The organism is Rhodococcus sovatensis (genome assembly GCF_037327425.1).
Taxonomy (GTDB): Bacteria; Actinomycetota; Actinomycetes; order Mycobacteriales; family Mycobacteriaceae; genus Rhodococcoides; species Rhodococcoides sovatense.
On record NZ_CP147846.1, the window covers coordinates 1,129,104 to 1,149,246 of the forward strand.

Below are 20,143 nucleotides of genomic sequence, written 5' to 3' on the forward strand. Positions count from 1 at the left end.
GATGCGCGTCACGTGCACGGTCAACGGTAAGGAATTGGAAGCCGACGACGTCTGGGAGGGCGAGAGTCTGCTGTATCTCCTGCGGGAGCGGATGGGATTGCCAGGTTCGAAGAACGCATGCGAGCAAGGTGAGTGTGGTTCGTGCACCGTCTATCTCGACGATGTACCGGCATGTGCGTGTCTCGTCGCAGCCGGTCAGGTCGAGGGTCGGTCGGTCCGTACCGTCGAGGGTCTCGCTGACGGCGACACCCTCGATCCCATGCAGGAAGCGTTCGTGGAATGCGGTGCGGTGCAGTGCGGATTCTGCACTCCCGGTCTCGTCGTGCAAGCGCACGATCTCGTCGAACGGGTACCGAATCCGTCCGATGCAGAGATCCGCGAGTCGCTCGCCGGAAACCTGTGCCGCTGCACAGGATACGAGAAGATTCTCGACGCGGTGCGACTCGCTGCAATTCGGAAGGCCGACACCCGAAAGGCGCAAGCCCGATGACGAAAACCATCATCCACAACGCGTACATCGCTCCGATCGTCGGCCACGAGATCGCGAACGGCTACGTCGTGGTCGAGAACGACATCATCTCGGCGCTCGGATCCGGTGAGGCTCCCGCTGTCGACGGCGCCGAGAGAATCGACGCACGCGGCGGGCTGCTGACTCCGGGATTGGTGAATACGCACCATCACCTCTACCAGTGGGCGTCGCAGGGACTGGCGAAGGACAACACCCTGTTCGAGTGGCTCGTCGCGCTGTACAAGCCGTGGTCGAAGATGGACGCGGAGGTTGTCGGAGGGGCCGCTGCAGCAGGTCTGGCGTGGCTTGCGAAATCCGGATGCACGACGACGACCGACCACCACTACATCTTCCCGAAGGATCGTGGTGACCTGTTCGCTGCGGAGATCGAGGCCGCTCGCCGCATCGGCGTTCGCTTCCAGCCGTGCCGGGGGTCGATGGACCGCGGTGTGTCAGACGGAGGATTGCCGCCGGACGAGGTCGTGGAGAGTCTCGACGACATTCTGACCGCGACGTCGGACGCGATCGACACCTATCACGACAACTCGTTCGGATCGATGCTGCGCATCGCCGTCGCACCGTGCTCGCCGTTCTCCATCAGCAAGGACCTTCTCGTCGAATCGGCGTCGCTTGCGCGCGCCAAAGGCGTCAGGCTGCACACGCACCTTGCCGAAACGATCGACGAAGAAGAGCACTGCCTGGCTCAGATGGGCTGCACACCAGTCGAATACATGGAACAGGTCGGCTGGCTCGGCGACGATGTCTGGTTTGCGCACGCGGTGCACCTCCACGACTCCGATATCGCCAAGATGGCTGCCACCGGAACCGGTGCCGCACACTGCCCTAGCTCGAATGCCCGTCTCGGTGCTGGAATCGCACGGATCTCGGACCTGCTCGCGGCAGGCGCTCCTGTCGGACTCGGGGTCGACGGCAGTGCGTCCGCAGAAATGGTGCCGCTGGCAGGTGAGATCCGCCAGGCCATGTACATGCAGCGTGCCAAGTACGGACCAACGGCTCTGACGGCTCGCCAGGCATTGGAGATCGGAACTCTCGGCGGAGCTACAGTGCTCGGTCGTCAGGACGAAATCGGATCGATCGAGGTCGGCAAGGTGGCCGACCTCGCACTATGGCGGACCGACGGGTTCTACTCGGCGGTGGACGATCCGATCGTGGCGTTCGCGTACGGCCAGACTCCACCGCTGGCCCGACTTCTCGTCGGTGGCCGCACCATCGTCGAGGACGATGTGCTCGTCAGCGCCCCGCAGGATGCCGTGGCGCAGGAAGGCGTCGACGCCCACCGTCGCCTGATGAAACTTGCAGAGGACGTATTGTGACCACTCCAACTACCACCCCGACCCGCGCCCCCGCGGATATTGCAGCGCCCGGCCGCGGTCGGGTCGGGGACAGCCCGCTACGCCCCGACGGAACGCTGAAGGTCAAAGGCGAGTTCGCATATTCGTCGGATCTGTTCATCGACGGAATGCTCTGGGGCGCAACGCTACGCAGTCCCCACCCGCGCGCTCGAATCGTGTCCGTGGATATTTCGAAGGCCCTCGCGACCCCCGGTGTCGAAGCAGTTCTGACCCATGACGACGTCCCGGGGCGCAAGTGCTTCGGGCTCGACCACACCTGGGATCAGCCCGTTCTCGCCTTCGACGAGGTGCGCCACGAGGGCGAGCCGATCGCGTTGATCGCCGCCGACCATCCCGAGACTGCACGCCGGGCCATGGAGAAGATCGAGGTGGTCTACGAGGTACTCGAGCCTTTGACCGACGCTCGACGCGCTGCGCTGGATCCCTCTTACCCCAAGGTTCAAGAGCGCGGGGGAGTGGCTCGTCACCAGCCGGTGCGGGTGGGCGATGTTAGTGCGGCGAAGGCAACGGCCGACGTCGTGGTCAGTAGCGAGTTCTCGGTAGGGATTCAAGACCAAGCATTCCTCGGTCCCGAATCCGGCCTGGCCATACCAGGCGAAGACGGTGGCATCGATCTCTATGTCGCGACGCAGTGGATGCACAACGATCTCGAACAGATCGGACCGTGCCTCGGCTTGCCGAAAGAGAAGATTCGGATGACGCTGGCCGGGGTCGGTGGCGCTTTCGGTGGGCGCGAGGATCTGTCGATGCAGATCCACGCAGCGATGTTGGCGATGCACACCGGCAAGCCGGTCAAGATCGTTTACAACCGCTACGAATCGTTCTTCGGACACGTCCACCGGCATCCGGCGCAGATGCACTACGAGTACGGCGCAACTCGCGACGGAAAGTTGCTGTACGCGGATGTGGAGATCATTCTCGACGGTGGTGCCTATACTTCCGCGACGCTCAACGTCGTCGGCAATGCCGCATCGCTCGGAGTCGGGCCGTACATCATCCCGAACATCGAGATCGACGCGTACGGCGTGTACACCAACAATCCTCCGTGCGGTGCGATGCGTGGATTCGGCGCTGTGCAAGCATGTTTCGCGTACGAGTCGATGATGGACAAACTCGGTGAGGCCTGCGGAATCGGACCCATCGAGATCCGGCAGATCAACGCAGTCAGCCAAGGTTCCGTCCTGGCGACCGGTCAGGTGATCGAGGCGCCGGCTCCGCTCGCCGAGATGCTGGCCAGGGCCGAGGCGATGGAACTGCCTGCCCCGGTCGATGCGTCGGACATCCGTAACCTGCCGGGTGGGGCATCGCAGACCACTCACGGTGAAGGCGTCGTCCGCGGCGTCGGCTATGGCGTCGGCATCAAGAACATCTGCTTCTCCGAAAACTATGACGATTACTCCACTGCGCGAGTGCGTTTGGAAGTCATCGGCGGCGAGGCGACTGCGTTGGTGCACACTGCCGCAGCGGAAGTCGGTCAGGGCCTCGTCACACTCGAGGCGCAGATCGCCCGAACCGAACTCGGAGTGACGAAGGTGGTCATCCATCCCGCGGACACGAAGGTCGGCAATGCCGGGTCCTCGTCGGCGTCGCGTCAGTCGTACATGACAGGCGGTGCAGTCAAGACCGCCTGCGAAGCCGTACGCGACGCAGTATTCGTGCTCGCGGGACTTCACCTCGGGCGCGCTGTGACCGACCTCACTCTCGACGGCGGCAAGATCGTCTCTGCTGCCGACGGTGTGCTGGCGAGCATCGAGGATGTCCTGGGCGAGCGTGTGATCGAGCAGACCCGCGAGTTCCACCACCGGCCCACCAGTGGCATGGATCCCGTGACGGGACAGGGTGCAAGCCATACTCAGCTAGCGCTGTGCGTTCACCGAGCAGTGGTCGACGTCGACGTCGAACTGGGCCTGGTGAAGGTCGTCGAAATGGCGGCTGTCCAGGACGTCGGGAAGATTCTCAACAGACTCTCCCTCGAAGGCCAGATTCACGGCGGATCGGCTCAGGGTCTGGGCCTCGCCGTCATGGAAGAGATCGTCGTCAAAGACGGTCTCGTCAAGAACCCATCGTTCACCGATTACCTCATTCCGACGATTCTCGACATGCCGCCCATGAAGCTGGACATCCTCGAGAACGCAGACCCATTGGCGCCGTACGGTCTCCGCGGCGCCGGGGAACCACCCACTCTGTCGTCCACGCCTGCCGTCGTCGCCGCGATCCGCGACGCAACCGGACTCGCGCTCACCCGCGTCCCGATCCGGCCGGAACACATCGTCAACAGCTGACTCTTTCCTACGACCATGCAGGTAGCGGTGCCGCGCGCCAACTCCCCGGGCCCGACTCCACCTACGCTGCCCCGAGCCACCACAGCCCTGGGAGGGCACTGTCATGACACAGCTCGATTCGTCCAGCACCCGCGAACGGAGTTTGTCTCCGCTCGACAAGTTCTTCTCTATCTCCGTTCGAGGGTCGACCATATCCCGCGAAATACGCGGCGGTGTAACCACATTCGTCGCCATGGCTTACTTGATCGTGCTCATCCCGTTGATCATCGGGGATGCCACCGACGTCACCGGCGCCACACTCGATCCGGCGCAGCTGTCCACCATGGTTGCGTTGTCGGCCGGGCTGACGACGATCCTCATGGGCGTAGTCGGAAACGCGCCGCTGGCAATGGCTGCAGGCCTCGGCGTCACCCCCATCGTCGTGTTCCAAGCCGCGCCGTACATGACATGGCCGCAGGCGATGGGACTGGTGGTGCTCGAAGGCGTCGTGATCGTCATCTTCGCGCTCACCGGAATTCGGCAGCTGATCATGGATGCCATCCCGCTGGTTCTCAAGCAGGCGATCGGTGTCGGAATCGGTGCGTTCATCGCGCTGATCGGACTGGTCGACGCGGGGTTCGTCGGACATCATGAATCGGCCGCTACCGCTGTCACACTGGGTACGTTCGGCAAGCTCGCAGGCTGGCCGGTGTTCGTGTTCTGCGTCGGGCTCGTCGTGATGATCATGCTGTTTGTCAGACGCGTTCCAGGGGCAATGCTGATCGGCATCTTCGTCGCTACCAACCTTGCGATCATCTTGAACTCGATGATCGACATAGACCCCAAGTCGTGGGGACCCGTGGTGCCTCAGGTGCCTGACTCGATTGTCGCTACCCCGCAATTCGGCTTGCTGTTCGAGGTCGACCTGTTCGGCGGATTCGCCCGCGCCGGCGTCGTGACCGCGTCAGTGGTGCTGTTCACGCTGGTGCTCTCGGGATTCTTCGACGCGATGGGCACCATCCTCGGTGTCGGTGAAGAAGCAGGTTTGGTCGACAAGCAGGAAAGATGCCTGGCCTGAGCCGCATTCTGACCGTCGATGGCCTGGGTGCCGTCGTGGGTGGTGCGATCAACGGCTCGGCCAACACCGCTGTCGTCGAGTCCGCTGCAGGCGTCACCGAGGGTGCCCGTACCGGGTTGGCCAGTATCGTGACCGGCGGGCTCTTGACCAGTCTGATCTTCTTCACTCCGCTGGCCGGCGTAGTACCTGTCGGTGCGGCAGCACCCGCACTCGTCCTGGTCGGTGCACTGATGATGACCCACGTGCGCAAGATCGACTGGGAGAACACCGAGATCGCTATTCCCGCCTTTCTGACTATCGTCCTGATGCCGTTCACCTACTCGATCACGGTGGGTGTCGCCGCGGGGGTGATCGCGTACACGCTGATCCGAGTGGCGAAAGGTAAAGTGCGTCAGACTCACTGGCTTCTCTACGTGATGTCGGCTATCTTCTTCGTCTACTTCGCTCTGCACCCGATCGAAGAGGCTCTCGGTATTTCGTGATGCGTGATATCGCAACGAGGTTGGCGCAATGGCAGTCCGATTCGATGCCGTACGCACTGGCCACAGTCATTTCCGTCTCCGGCAGCGCGCCTCGCCTGCCGGGGGCGGCGATGGCCGTCAGTGCGGACGGCGAAGCGGTGGGCAGCGTGTCCGGCGGGTGCGTCGAGAGTGCCGTCTACGAGCTGTGCCGTGAGGTGCTCTCGAGCGGACGGTGTGTCCGGACGAGCTTCGGGTACAGCGACGATGACGCTTTCGCGGTCGGGTTGACGTGTGGTGGTGTGATCGAGGTGTTCGTGTCCTGCGCTGTTCCCGGATCTGTCGTCGACGCTCTTGTTCGCGGCGAGTCGGTGGCGACTGCTCAAGTTCTCGACGAGTCCGGATCCATGCTCATGGTCGGAGGAATCGGTGCTTCTGGCACAACGGGATTCGCCGACCTGGACACCGTCCTCGCTGACGAGGCCCTGGCCATGCTCGATTCCGGGGCCTCGGGTATTCGATCGGTGCGCTGTCGGCCGGATCTGGAGGTGTTCGTGTCGTCGTATGCATCGAAACCACTGCTGTTGATCTTCGGCGCCATCGATTACGCGGGCGCACTTGCCCGGCTCGGTTCGTTCCTCGGCTACCGCGTGACGGTGTGCGATGCGCGGCCCGTGTTCGCCACCCCAGCTCGGTTCCCGGACGCCGACGAGGTCGTCGTGGAGTGGCCGCACAGCTACCTGGCTCGCACCGAGGTGGATTCGCGAACCGTTGTATGCGTTCTGACCCACGATGCGAAGTTCGATGTGCCGCTGTTGAAGGTGGCGCTGCGTTTGCCGGTCGCGTTTGTCGGTGCGATGGGTTCTCGCCGAACGCATGTAGATCGGTTGCGTCGGCTGCGGGAGGTGGGGCTCGAGGAGGCGGAGTTGGCGCGGCTGAGGTCGCCTATCGGGCTCGACCTCGGGGCGCGAACGCCGGAGGAGACAGCAGTGGCGATTGCAGCCGAGTTCGTCGCGGTTCGCAGGGGCGGAAGCGCTGTCCCCCTTGCGGCATCCAGCGGACCGATCCACCATGACTACGCGGCTTCGCCGTCGGTGTTCGCATAGTTCGGTCCGGCTGTCGTTGCCCGCTCAGTTCGATCGGCTGCTCTCAACCCGCAATCGAACGATGTCTGAGAATGGCTGTAGCCGAGATGAATTCCCCGCTAGCAGGTTCTCACCTGAATGTCTGGGAATACTTGATTGCGTTTGGTCGATGGGGCCTCTCACTGACGTGCCGAAATCAGTGCGGCCGGGCTCGGGGCCTGCCAACGTGTGGTTCATTGTTCGACAGCCTTTTGAGGCGTCGTCGGGCTCGATGGTCGTCGCAAGCGACGTTTACTCGGTCGGTGTCGTAACGGTAGAACGCGAGCAGTCTCCTATCCATCACCCGCCGCCATAGTGGCGGCACGAGGGCGCACACGATCATTACGGCGTATCCGGCGGGCAATTGCGGTGCAGTGTCCACTGTTTGCAGCGCCTGGTAGCGCCGGACTGGGTTGGTGTGGTGGTCACTGTGTCGTTGCAGGTGGTAGAGGAAGAGATTGGACCACAAGTGATCGCTGTTCCAGCTGTGCTCGTGTGAGCACCGCTCGTAACGCCCGCCGGGTCGCTTCTGCCGGAGGAGTCCGTAGTGTTCGAGATAGTTGGCTGCCTCGAACAGGACAACCGCAACGACGGACTGCAAGAGTAGGTATGGCGCAATGGACCAACCGAACCCTCTCTGCCAGGATCAAGTGAGACACTTACAGCAAACGAAGTGCACACCCTGAGGGCATGACTGGAGCATCACCGATGAGCAGCCCGAAGCCCGTACCGCCGGACAAGTCGATCGACCCCGCACCGAAAGCAACCCGCCGTACTTTCACCACCGAGTACCGCAACAAGATCATCGACGAATACCGCGCAGCCCCGTTCGGCGAGAAATCGGCGGTTCTACGCCGCGAAGGCCTCTACCAGTCGCAGCTGCGTGAATGGTCCGCTACCCGAGACAACACCACGCCTGCAGACACGACTGAGCGACGTAAAGACAAGAGTCGCAATACTATCGACGCAGCCGACCGCAAAGAATTCGACCGACTCAGCAGACGTAACGCGCACCTCGAGAAGCAGCTGACGCAGACGGAGGCCGCGCTGGAGATCATGGGAAAACTGCATGTGCTCTTGGAGTCGATCTCCGAGAGCACGGGCACACCGATGCCGCCGACCACGCCCTTGACACCACCTTCGACGAACTCCGTGCCGCCTCGGTCCCGACGAGAACGGCGTGCACGCTGATCGGTCGCTCCCGCGCCACCCACTACCGCCGCCGGCAACCACCTGTTCTGGGCCCCAAGCAACGCCGCAGCGTCCCCGACAACGGGCAGGCACTCACGGCCGCTGAACGCGCACAGGTGTTGGCGGTGATCAACTCCGACAGCAATGCTGACCTCGCGATCTGTCAGATATACGCCCGCGAACTCGACGAAGGAAACTACTGGTGCTCAACCTCGACGATGTACCGCATCGCCTCCGCTGCCGGGCAGAACCGTGAACGACGACGCCTGGCCACACACCCGCCGAAGGTCAAACCCGAACTCCTCGCAAACGGACCCTCGCAGGTCTGGTCCTGGGACATCACCAAGCTACGAGGACCATCCAAGGGCGTCTGGTTCCACTTGTACGTCCTGATCGACATCTACTCCCGCTACACCCCGTCCTGGATCGTCTCATCCCACGAAAGCGCTGATCTAGCTGAAGAATTCATCGCCGAAGCTATCGAACGCAACGGCGCGACACCACACACCGTCCATGCCGATCGCGGAGCGTCGATGACCTCGGGTCTCGTGTCGGAACTACTGACGTTTCTCGGAGTCGTCCGATCCCATTCACGACCCAGAGTGTCCAACGACAATCCGTTCTCCGAAGCCCAGTTCAAAACGTTGAAGTATCTGCATGACTTTCCGAAATCGTTTGCCACCCTTGATGATGCCCGAACTTTCCTGGAGGGATTCTTCAACGAGTACAACCACATTCATCACCACTCCGGCATCGGATGGCATACCCCGGCATCGGTACACTTCGGGACCGCGGAGGCGATCGACGAAGCCCGCCAGATCACACTCACCGCAGCATTCGCCGCCAACCCTGCCCGATTCTCGACTCGGCCGACACCACCGAAGATCCCGCACGTCGTCTACATCAACGAACCAGCACTCGAAATCCAGATCAACTGAACGCCCGGTGTCTCACTTGACTTGATTTATTCCGGAACGTGGTCAGTAAACCGCAGTGCAATACGACGACGAGCGCGGTGGCATTGAACAGGTGATTGCGCAGTGACCACCGGCTTCGCTTTTGTCGGCGCATGCGTTTGGACTCCAACGTCCACGCCGATCTGAGTCCTCCCGCGATGCTTCGAGGTAAGAAGCGCCAGAAGGATTCTCCGAACCGAGCGGTGGCCGGATCCTCAGGAGTGGCGACGCGGATGTGGTGACCGTGATTGTGCTCGACGTAAAAGTGCACGTACCCGGCCTGTGCGAGCGTGACCTTGGACATCCACTGCTCGACGGCTTCGGTCTTGTGGCCGAGCTCGTGGGCGGCGTTGATACCGACCCCTCCCACAACCCCCACGGTCAGAGCGAGCGCGATGCGTTCGGGAATGCCCAAAGGACCGTGGGCCCAGAGCCAGCCCGCCGCGAAGAGTCCGGCGTACTGAAGAGGCAAGAAAGCATAGATACACCAGCGGTAGTAGCGGTCCGCTTCGAGCCCGGCAAGTGCACTGTCCGGCGGGTTGGATCGATCGGTGCCACAACCGAGATCGACCAACGGAATGACAATTCCCATAAGGAACAGGCCGAACGCCCAGAACACACCGAGATCGAAAGCCCACACCGACGCCCATGCCAAGAAAGGCGAGAGCGGGATCAAGAGCCCCAATGGCCACAAGAACCGTTTGTGATCGACCCAGACGCTCGAATTGTCAACAGCTGACGGTTGGACGCCGGGTTGTGAAAGCGGCTTGGAACGCAGCATATTCCGGCGTATCACGTACAAGAACCCTTCGTGCAATGCGTTGTGGGGATGAGGACCGCGGATCAGCGAGATCGAGGGCGTGCGGTGAAGCAGCCCTCCCAGTGGTGTGAGTAGTTGCCGGCATACGCGTGTTGCGGCTGTGCACAAAGTCGGCGTCGGACGGAACACCGTTTACCCAAGAACCACAACTGGGAACAGAAACAAAAGGCTCCAAAGCGCTTCCGGTCGGCATTCATACCGGACTATGAAGACCCAAACCCTCGTACTTCGACGATACTGCACCATATGTGCGCTTCTGCTCTCGCCGCTACGGGACGATTCAGTGTTTCCGGCAGTCAGCGCTCTGTCGAACTTCTCCAATCGAGCGCTTACCAGGTGATATACGCTCCGGTATCCCGTGATTTCCGGTCGATAATCCCCGCTAGTGCTACTTCTCACACGAATTCCTCGTCGGAGTAGCACTGCTGGTTTTACAGGTTCGTCGGTCGACGAGGGCTGACTTCACGTCGATACCGCAGACAAAGGGTCGAGCACCAAGGTTTGTGGTTTGCCCTGCCATGTCTGTCAATGCTGAACCCGCAACGAGGATTGGGTGCAGTGGTTCGAAATATCTCCCCGACGTGACCTCCGGTCCGTAATGCGGCCTAGAATCCGAACCGAGGTACGCATTCGAATCGGTGCACCGCAAGGATGTAAAACAAATCGGAATTGTGTAAACACCTGAATGTTTGGTGAGTGTGGGGGTTAATGTCGGGGCGCCAGTCGCTTTTTCCTGGGTGTTTCTCGAACGCTCCTCCCGTCGAGGTGCTTTGCGCTCGGCAGAGCTGGCGAATCGTGACGCGCTCGTTATGGACATGACCTATCGTTAGCGGCGGCTTTCGCTTGGTTTCCGCGTGCAGCGTTACTGCACGTGCACCGATCGATGGCCGAATACATCTCTGGGTATGCATCGCGTCCGCGTCCGCCGCTGACCACTAGATCGAAGGTAAAACAATGAGCAGCCGCCACACAGCAGCACCCGCAAAACCCAAGACCAACGCACTAGCCGTTGTCAGCCTTGTTGTCTCGATCTTGTCGTTCTTCACTTTCGTGTTCATCCTGTCCATCGTCGGGATCGTGACCGGAACAATCGCAAAACGTCAGATTGCGGCATCGACCGACGGCGGTGCAGGACTGGCGAAAGCTGGGGTGATCATCGGTTGGATATCACTTGTCTGGGGCATCGTCGGTGTCATCGCCTTGGCCGTCTTCCTGAACAACTGAACCTCGTAGACCTTCGGCCGCCAGCCCGACGACCGGCATCGGATCGTCGATTCAGCTCGCCCGCTGGTAGTTCCCCACCCATACGAAAGGCCCCAACATGTTTCGTAAAACCGCTCTTGTCTTTGCAGTCTCGGCTTCCGCCCTGTTCGTCGGTGCATGCGGTGACACCACCCCCACCGAGACAGCACCCACGACCACCGCAACCACCACCAGCGTTGTGCCGAGTTCTTCGACGCAGCCACCTGCCGCTCCAGCGTCCCCAGTTCCTCTGAATCCACAATCGACTGCACCGCAGAACAGCGGTGGTGCAACGATGCAGGACCCGCAAGGCGGTCCTGGAGTTGTTCCCTGTGAGGGAACCATCTGCACCAATCCCAATCACGGTGCAGGACCTGACCCTGAGGGCAACGGGGGTGCGGTGATGGAGAACCCGAACGGCGACGGCTCGGTCGTTCCGTGCGAAGGAACCATCTGCACGAACCCCGACCACGGTGCAGGAACCGATCCTGAGGGCAACGGTGGCGCGGTGATGGAGAACCCGAACGGCGACGGCTCGGAGGTTCCGTGCGAGGGAACGATCTGCACCAACCCCAACAACGGTGCAGGTAGTTGATGCGCGGCGCTGACACGAAACGATGAACGAAGTCGACCCCGCCCGGCACCGGACTGCATCGATGGTCCTTGCCGTGGCGGGGCTTCTTGCGGTCGGATGCGACGACGCAGCGTCGTCTGCCGTGGATTCGACGGCGCCCCACTCGGCACCGCATCAGATCGCAGCCGAGACGTTCTGCGATCGTGTCGCGAGTCCAGTCCGCGAAGCAGTACGTTTCGTCAGCGTACGGGGGACCACGAGAAATGCCGTCGAGTGCGGTGAGGCGGTGGCAATTGCCGCCGACTATTTGTCCGAGCAGCGGAACACACACCTGGCAGATATCGACGGGTGGTCCTGCCGCGGTGAGCGCGACCGAGGCAACGACGTGTCGAACAGCTGCCGCAAGAACGGTGTTCTGATCGTCATGCGCACAACAGGTCCCTGACCGATCTCTTCGAGAGAACATATTTTGCCGCTTGATTCGTACTGGAACACCGGCCTGGCATTCGCCGGGGTAGGTGTCGCCCTGCTTTACCTAGTCCGATGGTCGGTCGATCGCCCGATCGGACTCTTCGTACGGTCGATCGCGGCGGTATTTCTCTCCGGTAGCGCAATCTTGCTTCTGGGATTGGTCTCGGGTGACCGTCCGATCGCGAGTGAAGTCATATCGTCGGCGACTACTGCGGTTGTCATCACAAGCCTCGTCATCGCTTCTCCCTTCGGTCGCCTCTCCGAACCGATCGAGGACGAGGACATGTGGAGTGAGTACTGAAGATGTGGCAGTTCAACGACATCAATCGTGATGTCCCCGGTTTGGTCGCCGCGATCAGGCTGTGCCGGATCCGCTCCGAGGACCCTTCGATACTGCACATGTGTCCAGATTCCGTTCTCTCTGTCGGGGCGAGATCACGAGGTGGGTGCGGAGGCAGCGACAGGAGCGCGACTCTGCCATTCTGAGAGTAGTAGAGGGTCTTGAAGTTCCATCCAGGCTACGACGTCGGCGTATGTAGCGCAGTAGGTTTCGGGTAGTGCGCACACGGAATCCATGAACTCAGCCGTGGCCGGGTTGAAGGCGTTGCCGTTCCAGTCGTTGAAATGGTTGGCGATCACCAGCGGAGCACGATTGCCGTTGTAGGCTTCGTCGAACATGAACCCGTAGGTACCGGCGGCAATTGCTGCGGCTCGTTCAGCGGTGTGAGGTTCTTCTTTGGCTCCATTGAGCGTGTACCAAAAGTTGTAATCGAGTGCGGTCTGGCGCTTGCCGAGTGGCGGCGAGTACACGTAGGGAATCGGGAACTCCCAAATTCCGTCGATCTTCTCTGGCCACACGATGCCGGCCTGACTCGCCGGCATCGACGAATCCCAGGTCATCGAGAACTGATGCCACGCGGGGATGAGTTGGTCGAGCCTTCCTTCCAGGCATTGGGTGCGGCCACCGCGTACATTGTCGGGGCCGAACAAAAGGTCCTCGCCTGCACCGATGTCGTTGTTGGTCCGCCAGTTGACCATCAAGGAGAAGAACTGGTCGAGTTCGTGAATCCAGTCTTCGCTTGTCCACTGATTTCCGTGGTAGCCGCCTCCTTGGCAGAAGTGGCCGACGTAGTGTGTGCCCAGTTCGTGGCCGCCGAGCCAGGTGCGATTGAGGTATCGAACCTGCTCGATTACGTCACTTTCATCGCCGCCGAAACCGATTGCCGCCTGACCTGGACGATGACCGGGGCCCTGGTAGTGGCGTGAGTTGTCGTCGGTCAAGAAATAGAGACCGGTCATCAGTGCCGAGAATCGAGCACCGACGCGTTCGGCTGTTTCGAGAAACATATCCCAGTTCGGCGTCAGGCCGACCCCGTCGAACGAGAAGAGTACGAACTGCGGCGGCTTGTCACCGTGCGCGAGCCGAGTCATCGGAACATTGGTTGCCGGGCGAACAACAACAGGGCGTGGTTCCGGCGTTGGATCGTGTGCCGGCGTCGATTCGCTCGTCAGTCCGGCCGTGGTGTTGTTGGGGTTCTCTGCTTTTTCGAGGGCGCGACCGTCGATGGTGCACGCAGCAACGACAGTGATCGATAGCAGGAGCGCGGCCGCTCTCGCCATGGCGCGCAACCCGTTCGTGGTGTCCATTGCTCCCTTGTGTAATCGTGTGGGCGCCAGCCGACATATGCTGGTGCAGTTCGATTCTCGTCCGGCTGAGCGGAGAGAAGTGTTCTTCGTCATCGGTGATGGCCGCGGCCCATCTGGTTCGCGTTGCTAGATGAATCCGCCGAGGCGGGAATCGTGCGCGCACTGGTGGTTCTAGGTGTGACCGTAACGTGCAGGCCGTGCAGGCCGTGCAGGCCGTGCAGCATCGGCTGCAGGAATGCCGAACCGACGCGGTGTTCAAGTGCGGTCTAACCTGCACGGCGTCGTCGAAGATGGTTCGGACGAGACGGTCGAGGCGTCGAATGTCCATTCGAGGCGTGTTCGGTGATTAGGCCGCTCAGCTCACGGTGTTCATCCGGGATTGGATTACTTCCGCTACTGGGGCTGACGAGTTCGCGAACGAGGCGAGACGCTGTGTGCTGAAGCCATATCGCCTGCATCGGAGCGAGTGGTCCGTCCTTGATCGGCACAACGACGACTTGTCCACGATGGTGGGGCCCGGGCTCCTCTGTCACGAACGCGAACCCTTTCGCCCCGATCACGGTCGACGTCGGAAGTACGCCCCGCATGCGGGTGGTTGTCAGGCGTGGTTCGAATCCTGCGCCACGACACACGGACACCAGAAAGTCCGTGTATGCCGAGGAACCTGGTGCACCGGACACGATCAGAGTGTCCTCCGTGAGGTCGCCCAAGGATAGTACGGGTCGCCGTGCATGCCGATGCGACGCCGCGACAACGACTCTCAGTGGTGTGTACGAAACGATCTTTGTCGTCATCGCAGTAGGAGTGGTCGGGTCTCGGCGGTACGCGACATCAATCGTGCCGGCTTTCAGCGCTGCGGCGATCTCCTCGGCGAGCAGGTGACGTACGGTGATGGTCGCCAGAGGCCACCGGCGCCGTAGTGGGGCTGTGAGGTCGAACAGTTCGTTCGAGGACACATCGGGCGTGTATCCGACTGCAAGATGGTCGCCTCCTTCGGCGGCGCTTTCTTGGGTCGCGCGAGCAAGTGATCGGCTTGCGTCGAGGAGTGACTGTGTTCCTTCGAAGAGTCTCGTCCCTGCGGGCGTCAGCGTCATCTTTCGACCCGACCGCTCGAATAGTCTGACTTTCAGATCTCGTTCGAGGGTCTTGATGGTGCTGCTGACCGCTTGTTGGGTGAGGTGGAGGCTGGCTGCGGCGCGGGTAATGCTCAGTTCGTCGGCGACAGCAGCAAACTGCCGCAGTCTATGCATATCGAGAGTCGGGTCACCCAGCATCGAAGTGCCGAACAGTCGTCGGTGAACTGCGCAGATCGCGCGCACCTGGCGGACGTGTTCGCCGATCTGCGCGAAAGTAGGATCCTGAGATGGCCATAGCCACAAGGTCCTACGTACCACTCGTTACATTCATGGCCTAATATCTACTTGTATCAATCGGTACAGTCAAGTCATGGCGCGTTCCTCTGACCAAACGAAGCGAGCTAAATTGCTCGACGACATAGTCGACTATGTACGCGAACATGGGGTCTCCGACCTGTCGCTTCGGCCGCTGGCCGCCGGGTTGGGCACCAGCTCACGCATGCTGTTGTACTACTTCGGTACGAAAGAGGAACTTCTGAAAGAGGTGCTGCTTCGGGCGTCGAACGTCGACCTCGGCGAGAATTGGATGCGCGAGGTCACCGACGTGAACGGCTTGCGTCTGCACCTGTGGTTGTTCTGGAAGGCCGCGTCCGTCACGGAGATGAGCGGTTCGAGATTGTTCGTGGAGATGGTCGGACTCGCATCGGTCGGCGAGGGGGTCTATCGCGAGATCGCCAGTGCAGGTATTGCGAGCGTGGCGGAGTCCATAGCCGAGGCGATGATTAGGTGTGGCTGTGGTCGAGATCGCGCCCTGGCGAATGGGACTCTGGCCATATCGGGGCTTCGGGGTCTGTTCGAGGATCGTTTGATCAATGACGCGTTCGAACGAACGGAAAGTTCGGCTGAGAAACTCATCGACTTTCTTGTTCGGGACGTCGAGGCGGCAATCGCAGAGAACAAAGAATTGTTGTAGCACAACAAATTGCATTTGTGGTCGATTGTGCCGCGACGGCCGTTTCGGACAGCGGACGGGGAGGCCGATAACGACGGGGTGCGGCGGAGGGGCGCTGCGATGCGGTGACGAGGGGGATGACCCGGCGGGATGTGGGCACGTCTGTGAGTCGACCGTCTCCTGGAGCGTCGAGAGCCATACAAATATTGGCCAACAAGCCTTTTGGAGGGTCAGGTCGTGCGCTGAAAGTCTTGTGGCGAAGGGCCGTCTTCTATCTTCTGAGCCTGCCCGCCCTATTTGAAACTGCGCCATCTCTCGTACCACGGATCGTGCGAGAACGCCGCGACGGTATTTGTGGGAGTGCATTCACGGGCGTAGGCAAGTACTTTTCTTTCAACTAACGTTCACGTTAGCCTTCCTTTCGAGGCAGAGACAGGTCTTTCGTTTGTCTATCTCGGTTTCGCCTAAAGAAGTTTCGACCAATCGGCTCCGGCCACACGACACTCAAGTTCAGCCTTCGAGGAGCATTTGTGCCTGAAGTACTTACCGGACGTCTGGCCCTCATTACGGGCGCCAGCGGCGCGATCGGTTCGGCAATCTCCCGTCGCTTCGTCGACGAAGGAATTGCGGTTGCGCTGCTCGCGCGCAATACCCGACGTCTGGAGCGACTGGAGGACCAGCTCGGCAATCCCGACCTGACATTCAGGGTGCGCGCCGACGTCACCGAGCCGTTCGACCTCGTCGAAGCGCGCGACGCGATCCGGGACCGGTTCGGTCGAGATCCAGACCTTCTTGTCATCAGCGCGGGATTGTTCCTAGCCTCGTCGTTCGAGAACGCCATCCCCTCCGAGTGGAACACCATGATCCGCACGAACGTGGAGGGTGTGCTGCAAACGATCCAGACCTTCACCGACGGATTGATGGCAGTTGGAGACGCGCGCCTGCCGGCCGACATTGTCGTCATCGGGTCGGCGACCGCCGAGAAGCGCACGACCGCATTCGCCGTGTTCTCGTCGATCTCGGTGGCGATCGCGCAGCTCGCGAAGCACCTGCGAGACGAGTTCGGTAGCAAAGGAGTGCGCGTGCACCATGTGGCGCCCTACTACGTGACCTCGCAACTAGGCTCCGAGATGGCCGAGTCGGCGGTGTTCGAGGAAGTTCAGTCGTGGTTCGAGGACTACGAATCGATCGCCCCGAGTTCCGTCGCCGATCTTGTGTGGTTGATGACGGCGCTGCCGATACGAGCCAATCTGGCCGAAGCGACGATCCGGGCGGCGAACAGCTGACATGACGATCCCGATGCAGACCCGTCTGCGCCGCATAGCGGCGTCCGAAAGCTCGAGCGCTATCGCTCTACTCGCTGCTACCTTGCTTGCGATAGCCTGGGCGAACTCCTCACCGGAGAGCTACGACCACTTCTGGCACACCTACATTGGCATCGACGTCGGCAGTGTGGGGCTGGAAATGTCGTTGCAGCATTGGGTCAACGACGCCGTCATGGTGCTGTTCTTCTTCCTCGTCACCCTCGAAGTGAAGAAGGACTTCGTATTGGGCGACCTGCGCGACTGGCACCAGGCAAGTCTCCCCGTCGTCGCTGCATTGTGCGGACTCGCGGTGCCGGCGGTGATTTTCGTGCTCATCACCGCCGGCACCCCGGATGTCGGAGCCTGGGGCGTCGTGATTTCGACCGACACCGCATTCGTGGTCGGCATCCTTGCTGCGTTCGGCTCCCGACTGCCGGTACAGCTACGCGTATTCCTTCTCACGCTCGCCGTCGTCGACGATGTCGGTGCACTGATCGTGATCGCGATCGTCTACACCGATTCTCTCGACGTCGCCTGGCTCGCAGTGGCTGTGGGAGTTTCCACGGTTGTCTATCTGGTCCAACGGTTCCGGGTATGGCGGGGCGCTGTCTACGGTGTGCTCGGCGTCATTCTTTGGTTCGCCATCCTCCAGTCTGGAATCCATGCCACGATCGCCGGGGTTGTGCTTGCGTTGCTGTTGCCGGTGTTCCCGCCGAAACGCGATCGCGTGGATCGAGCAGAGACCCTCACTCAGGGGTTCAGACGAACACCGAACGCCGAGAAGGGACGAGCTGCCGCCGAGGGGATCCTCAGTGCCGTGTCGGTCAACGACCGATTCCAGCTCTCGTTTCACCGCATTGTCGGGTTCGTGGTAGTGCCGGTGTTCGCCCTCGCCAACGCCGGTGTGGTGATCACCTCGGAATCGCTGCAGCACGCGTTCAGCTCGACGCTGACGTGGGGCGTGATCATCGGCCTCGTCGTCGGCAAGTTCATCGGGGTGACGGCATCGGCCCTTCTCGGCCGTATCGTGGGCGTCGGTGAACTCCCGCCGGCGCTGCACGCCCGCCATATCGCCTCGGGGTCGCTGCTGACAGGAATCGGTTTCACGATCTCGTTGTTCATCGTGGACCTCGCCATCGACGACCCGGTCGCACAGTCCGACGCGCGCATCGGCATCATCACGGCTTCCCTCGTCGCCGCGTTGGCAGCGATCGTCGCACTGTGGTGTACGGCACGGTTCGACGCCGCGCATGCCCCGGGACGAATCGAGTTGGTGCGTCGGATAGATCCTCGGCGGGATCATGTCGTGGGGCCGGACGACGCTGTCTACACGCTGGTGGAGTATGGCTCGTTCGGCAGTCTCGACGATCTGGGCACACAGGAGATTCTCGACGAGGTGATCGCCGAGTTCGAGGGCGACATCATGTTCGTCTTCCGGCATATCCGTCCGGATGCGGCGGGCGCGCCGGAGCAGACCGCCGAAGCCCTCGAAGTCGTTGCCTCTCAGTCGCCGCGGCTGTTCTGGAGTATGCGTCGAGATCTCAACCGTATAAGCGAGGAGAGCGCGCTTGACGTTCGCTCTCTGCTGCGTGCCACTGTCAACGTCGGGGCGAACCTCTCGCGGATGGAGAACGATCTGCGCCGCGGCGCGCGGCGCGCGCGGGTGCAGGAGGACTTCCTCGATGCCGAGAGCATGGGCTTGACGAAGGGGCCTGTGCTGTTTGTCAACGGCGTGATCTACACCGGCCCGATGGAGGCGGACGCCGTCATCGCCGAGCTGCGCGCGACGTTGCCCGCTGCGCGTGCAGCCGGCGTAACCCGCCCTATTGGCAAGGAAACCGTCGACAACGAGAGGGCGAGAACCCAGTGAGCGAACGCAGTATTCACGTCGTCAGCGGCGGCGCGTCGGGGATCGGTCTGGCGATCGTGCATCGATTGCTCGCGCGGGGTGACGAGGTTGTGGTCGTAGACCGGTCGCCCGCTCCCGATGAGCTCGGCCGGGACGGTGTCACGTATTTCCAGCAGGACGTCTCCGACTTGGTGGGTGTCGCAGCTGCAGCGACCCGCATCCTGAACCAATACCCGCGCGTCGCCTCGGTGGTGGCGTCCGCGGGCCTAGAGCGTGTCTCTTAAATTGGGTCCGTTTTCGTTTTCATCGCCGGGCGGTGGTTGTGGTTGCGGGAGTGCAGAACTGCCGCGCACAGGACAACGCCCCCGAGGAATGTCATGGCGTACTTGTCATATCGAGTGGCCACACCACGCCACTGTTTGAGCCGCCCGAAGCCACGCTCGACGGTGTTGCGGTGCTTGTACATCGTCGGATCGAAACCCGGTGGACGACCACCGGCGGACCCCTTGTCGGCCCGTCGCTGCTTCTGGTCGCTGCGCTCGGGAATGGTGTGTTTGATCTTGCGGCGACGCAGTTCGGTGCGGGTACTGGGATGGGTGTACGCCTTGTCGGCGAGCAATCGGTAGTCCTGGTCCCCACCGGCAGCTCGGTGGGCATCGAGCAACGGCACCAACTGTGGATTGTCCCCGGCTTGCCCACCGGTCAGCAGCATCGTCACCGGCGAGCACGTCAGGTCGGTCAGTGCATGGATCTTCGTGGTGAATCCTCCGCGAGATCGACCCAACGCGTGGTCAGCGGGTTCGTCGACGGATTTCTTGTAATTCGACAAGGCCCCCTGTGAGAGTGTCGGCTCGCGCACCGGCCGCATGCTGATGCGCCCGGACGCTGGTCGAGTCGATCGAGAGCACCGCCCCGATATCGCCGTCGAGTTCTTCCGGGTCGAGACCGAACACCTCGGCCACCGCGGCAAGCATCTCGTCGTAGGTGCCATCGAAGGACCATCGGTGGTGGCGTTTCCACACCGTCTGCCACGGACCGAAGTCCTCCGGCAGATCTCGCCACGGACACCCGGTACGGAATCGGTATGCGATGCCCTCCAGAATTCGCCGGTGCTCGGCGAACCGCCGCCCACGTTTTCCCACGTCGGTGGGTATCACTGGCTCGACGATCTCCCAGAACTCGTCACTGATCACTCCCACGCGCGTCATCGAAATATCATCGCTGACAGCACCTCTCAAATTTGGGAGACACGCTCTAGA

16 protein-coding genes and 4 pseudogenes are annotated in these 20,143 nt (G+C 61.6%); 15 read left to right on the forward strand and 5 right to left on the reverse strand.

Annotated features, from left to right (window positions below; genetic code table 11):
• Position 1: 1 nt before the first annotated feature.
• From WDS16_RS05210 to WDS16_RS05230, 5 genes and pseudogenes are all read left to right on the forward strand, one after another.
• Positions 2-490, forward strand: a complete 489-nt coding sequence (locus WDS16_RS05210; RefSeq protein WP_338891035.1) for a (2Fe-2S)-binding protein — start codon at positions 2-4, stop codon at positions 488-490.
• Positions 487-1,842, forward strand: coding sequence for an 8-oxoguanine deaminase (locus WDS16_RS05215; RefSeq protein WP_338891037.1), 1,356 nt, complete (start codon positions 487-489; stop codon positions 1,840-1,842). The genes WDS16_RS05210 and WDS16_RS05215 overlap by 4 nt, the downstream gene beginning before the upstream one ends.
• Positions 1,839-4,163: a xanthine dehydrogenase family protein molybdopterin-binding subunit gene (locus WDS16_RS05220; protein WP_338891039.1), complete on the forward strand. Its 2,325-nt coding sequence runs from the start codon at positions 1,839-1,841 to the stop codon at positions 4,161-4,163. The genes WDS16_RS05215 and WDS16_RS05220 overlap by 4 nt, the downstream gene beginning before the upstream one ends.
• Before the next feature lie 103 nt (positions 4,164-4,266).
• Positions 4,267-5,702, forward strand: a pseudogene (locus tag WDS16_RS05225) (NCS2 family permease).
• Positions 5,702-6,784 carry an XdhC family protein gene (locus tag WDS16_RS05230; RefSeq protein ID WP_338891041.1) on the forward strand — a complete coding sequence of 361 codons (1,083 nt, stop codon included), beginning with the start codon at positions 5,702-5,704 and terminating at the stop codon, positions 6,782-6,784. The pseudogene WDS16_RS05225 and the gene WDS16_RS05230 overlap by 1 nt, the downstream one beginning before the upstream one ends.
• Positions 6,785-6,959: 175 nt before the next feature.
• Here WDS16_RS05230 and WDS16_RS05235 read toward each other — a convergent pair.
• A pseudogene (locus tag WDS16_RS05235) lies at positions 6,960-7,433 on the reverse strand (fatty acid desaturase); the annotation flags it as partial.
• A gap of 59 nt (positions 7,434-7,492) precedes the next feature.
• On the opposite strand from WDS16_RS05235, the gene WDS16_RS05240 reads away from it, so the two are divergent.
• Together WDS16_RS05240 and WDS16_RS05245 are read left to right on the forward strand one after the other, a co-directional pair.
• Entirely contained in the window at positions 7,493-7,993 is a 501-nt protein-coding gene (locus tag WDS16_RS05240) for a hypothetical protein (RefSeq protein ID WP_338891043.1), read from the forward strand.
• Positions 7,994-8,118: 125 nt separating this feature from the next.
• Entirely contained in the window at positions 8,119-8,931 is an 813-nt protein-coding gene (locus WDS16_RS05245) for a DDE-type integrase/transposase/recombinase (protein ID WP_338888726.1), read from the forward strand.
• A 34-nt stretch (positions 8,932-8,965) separates the two neighbouring features.
• Here the strand turns inward: WDS16_RS05245 and WDS16_RS05250 are convergent.
• Positions 8,966-9,643, reverse strand: a pseudogene (locus WDS16_RS05250) (alkane 1-monooxygenase); the annotation flags it as partial.
• Positions 9,644-10,723: 1,080 nt separating this feature from the next.
• On the opposite strand from WDS16_RS05250, the gene WDS16_RS05255 reads away from it, so the two are divergent.
• The 4 genes from WDS16_RS05255 (at position 10,724) to WDS16_RS05270 (ending at position 12,357) form a co-directional block, all read left to right on the forward strand.
• Positions 10,724-10,993, forward strand: a complete 270-nt coding sequence (locus WDS16_RS05255) for a DUF4190 domain-containing protein (protein WP_338891044.1) — start codon at positions 10,724-10,726, stop codon at positions 10,991-10,993.
• Positions 10,994-11,090: 97 nt separating this feature from the next.
• Positions 11,091-11,606, forward strand: coding sequence for a hypothetical protein (locus WDS16_RS05260; RefSeq protein WP_338891046.1), 516 nt, complete (start codon positions 11,091-11,093; stop codon positions 11,604-11,606).
• Positions 11,607-11,628: 22 nt separating this feature from the next.
• Entirely contained in the window at positions 11,629-12,030 is a 402-nt protein-coding gene (locus WDS16_RS05265) for a hypothetical protein (protein WP_338891047.1), read from the forward strand.
• 24 nt (positions 12,031-12,054) lie between these two features.
• On the forward strand, positions 12,055-12,357 hold the full coding sequence (locus WDS16_RS05270) for a hypothetical protein (RefSeq protein ID WP_338891049.1): 303 nt from the start codon (positions 12,055-12,057) through the stop codon (positions 12,355-12,357).
• Positions 12,358-12,491: 134 nt separating this feature from the next.
• Here the strand turns inward: WDS16_RS05270 and WDS16_RS05275 are convergent, their stop codons facing one another.
• Both WDS16_RS05275 and WDS16_RS05280 read right to left on the reverse strand, forming a co-directional pair.
• The gene (locus tag WDS16_RS05275) at positions 12,492-13,703 is read right to left on the reverse strand and encodes a polysaccharide deacetylase (RefSeq protein WP_338891051.1); all 1,212 of its coding nucleotides are present in this window, start codon (positions 13,701-13,703) and stop codon (positions 12,492-12,494) included.
• Between the two features lie 266 nt (positions 13,704-13,969).
• Complete coding sequence (locus WDS16_RS05280; RefSeq protein ID WP_338891052.1) at positions 13,970-14,953, reverse strand: LysR family transcriptional regulator; 984 nt, start codon at positions 14,951-14,953, stop codon at positions 13,970-13,972.
• Positions 14,954-15,149: 196 nt separating this feature from the next.
• Between WDS16_RS05280 and WDS16_RS05285 the strand changes: the two genes are divergently transcribed.
• The 4 genes from WDS16_RS05285 to WDS16_RS05300 all read left to right on the forward strand — a co-directional run bounded on the left by WDS16_RS05285 (position 15,150) and on the right by WDS16_RS05300 (position 19,168).
• Positions 15,150-15,752, forward strand: a complete 603-nt coding sequence (locus tag WDS16_RS05285; protein ID WP_338891053.1) for a TetR/AcrR family transcriptional regulator — start codon at positions 15,150-15,152, stop codon at positions 15,750-15,752.
• Positions 15,753-16,261: 509 nt separating this feature from the next.
• Positions 16,262-17,017, forward strand: a complete 756-nt coding sequence (locus WDS16_RS05290; RefSeq protein WP_338891054.1) for an SDR family oxidoreductase — start codon at positions 16,262-16,264, stop codon at positions 17,015-17,017.
• Position 17,018: 1 nt separating this feature from the next.
• Positions 17,019-18,905 carry a Na+/H+ antiporter NhaA gene (gene nhaA, locus WDS16_RS05295; protein WP_338891055.1) on the forward strand — a complete coding sequence of 629 codons (1,887 nt, stop codon included), beginning with the start codon at positions 17,019-17,021 and terminating at the stop codon, positions 18,903-18,905.
• On the forward strand, positions 18,902-19,168 hold the full coding sequence (locus WDS16_RS05300) for an SDR family NAD(P)-dependent oxidoreductase (protein ID WP_338891057.1): 267 nt from the start codon (positions 18,902-18,904) through the stop codon (positions 19,166-19,168). Before nhaA ends, WDS16_RS05300 begins: the two co-directional genes overlap by 4 nt.
• Here the strand turns inward: WDS16_RS05300 and WDS16_RS05305 are convergent.
• Positions 19,165-20,092, reverse strand: a pseudogene (locus WDS16_RS05305) (IS5 family transposase). The gene WDS16_RS05300 and the pseudogene WDS16_RS05305 sit on opposite strands and share 4 nt — an antisense overlap.
• Positions 20,093-20,143 lie beyond the last annotated feature (51 nt).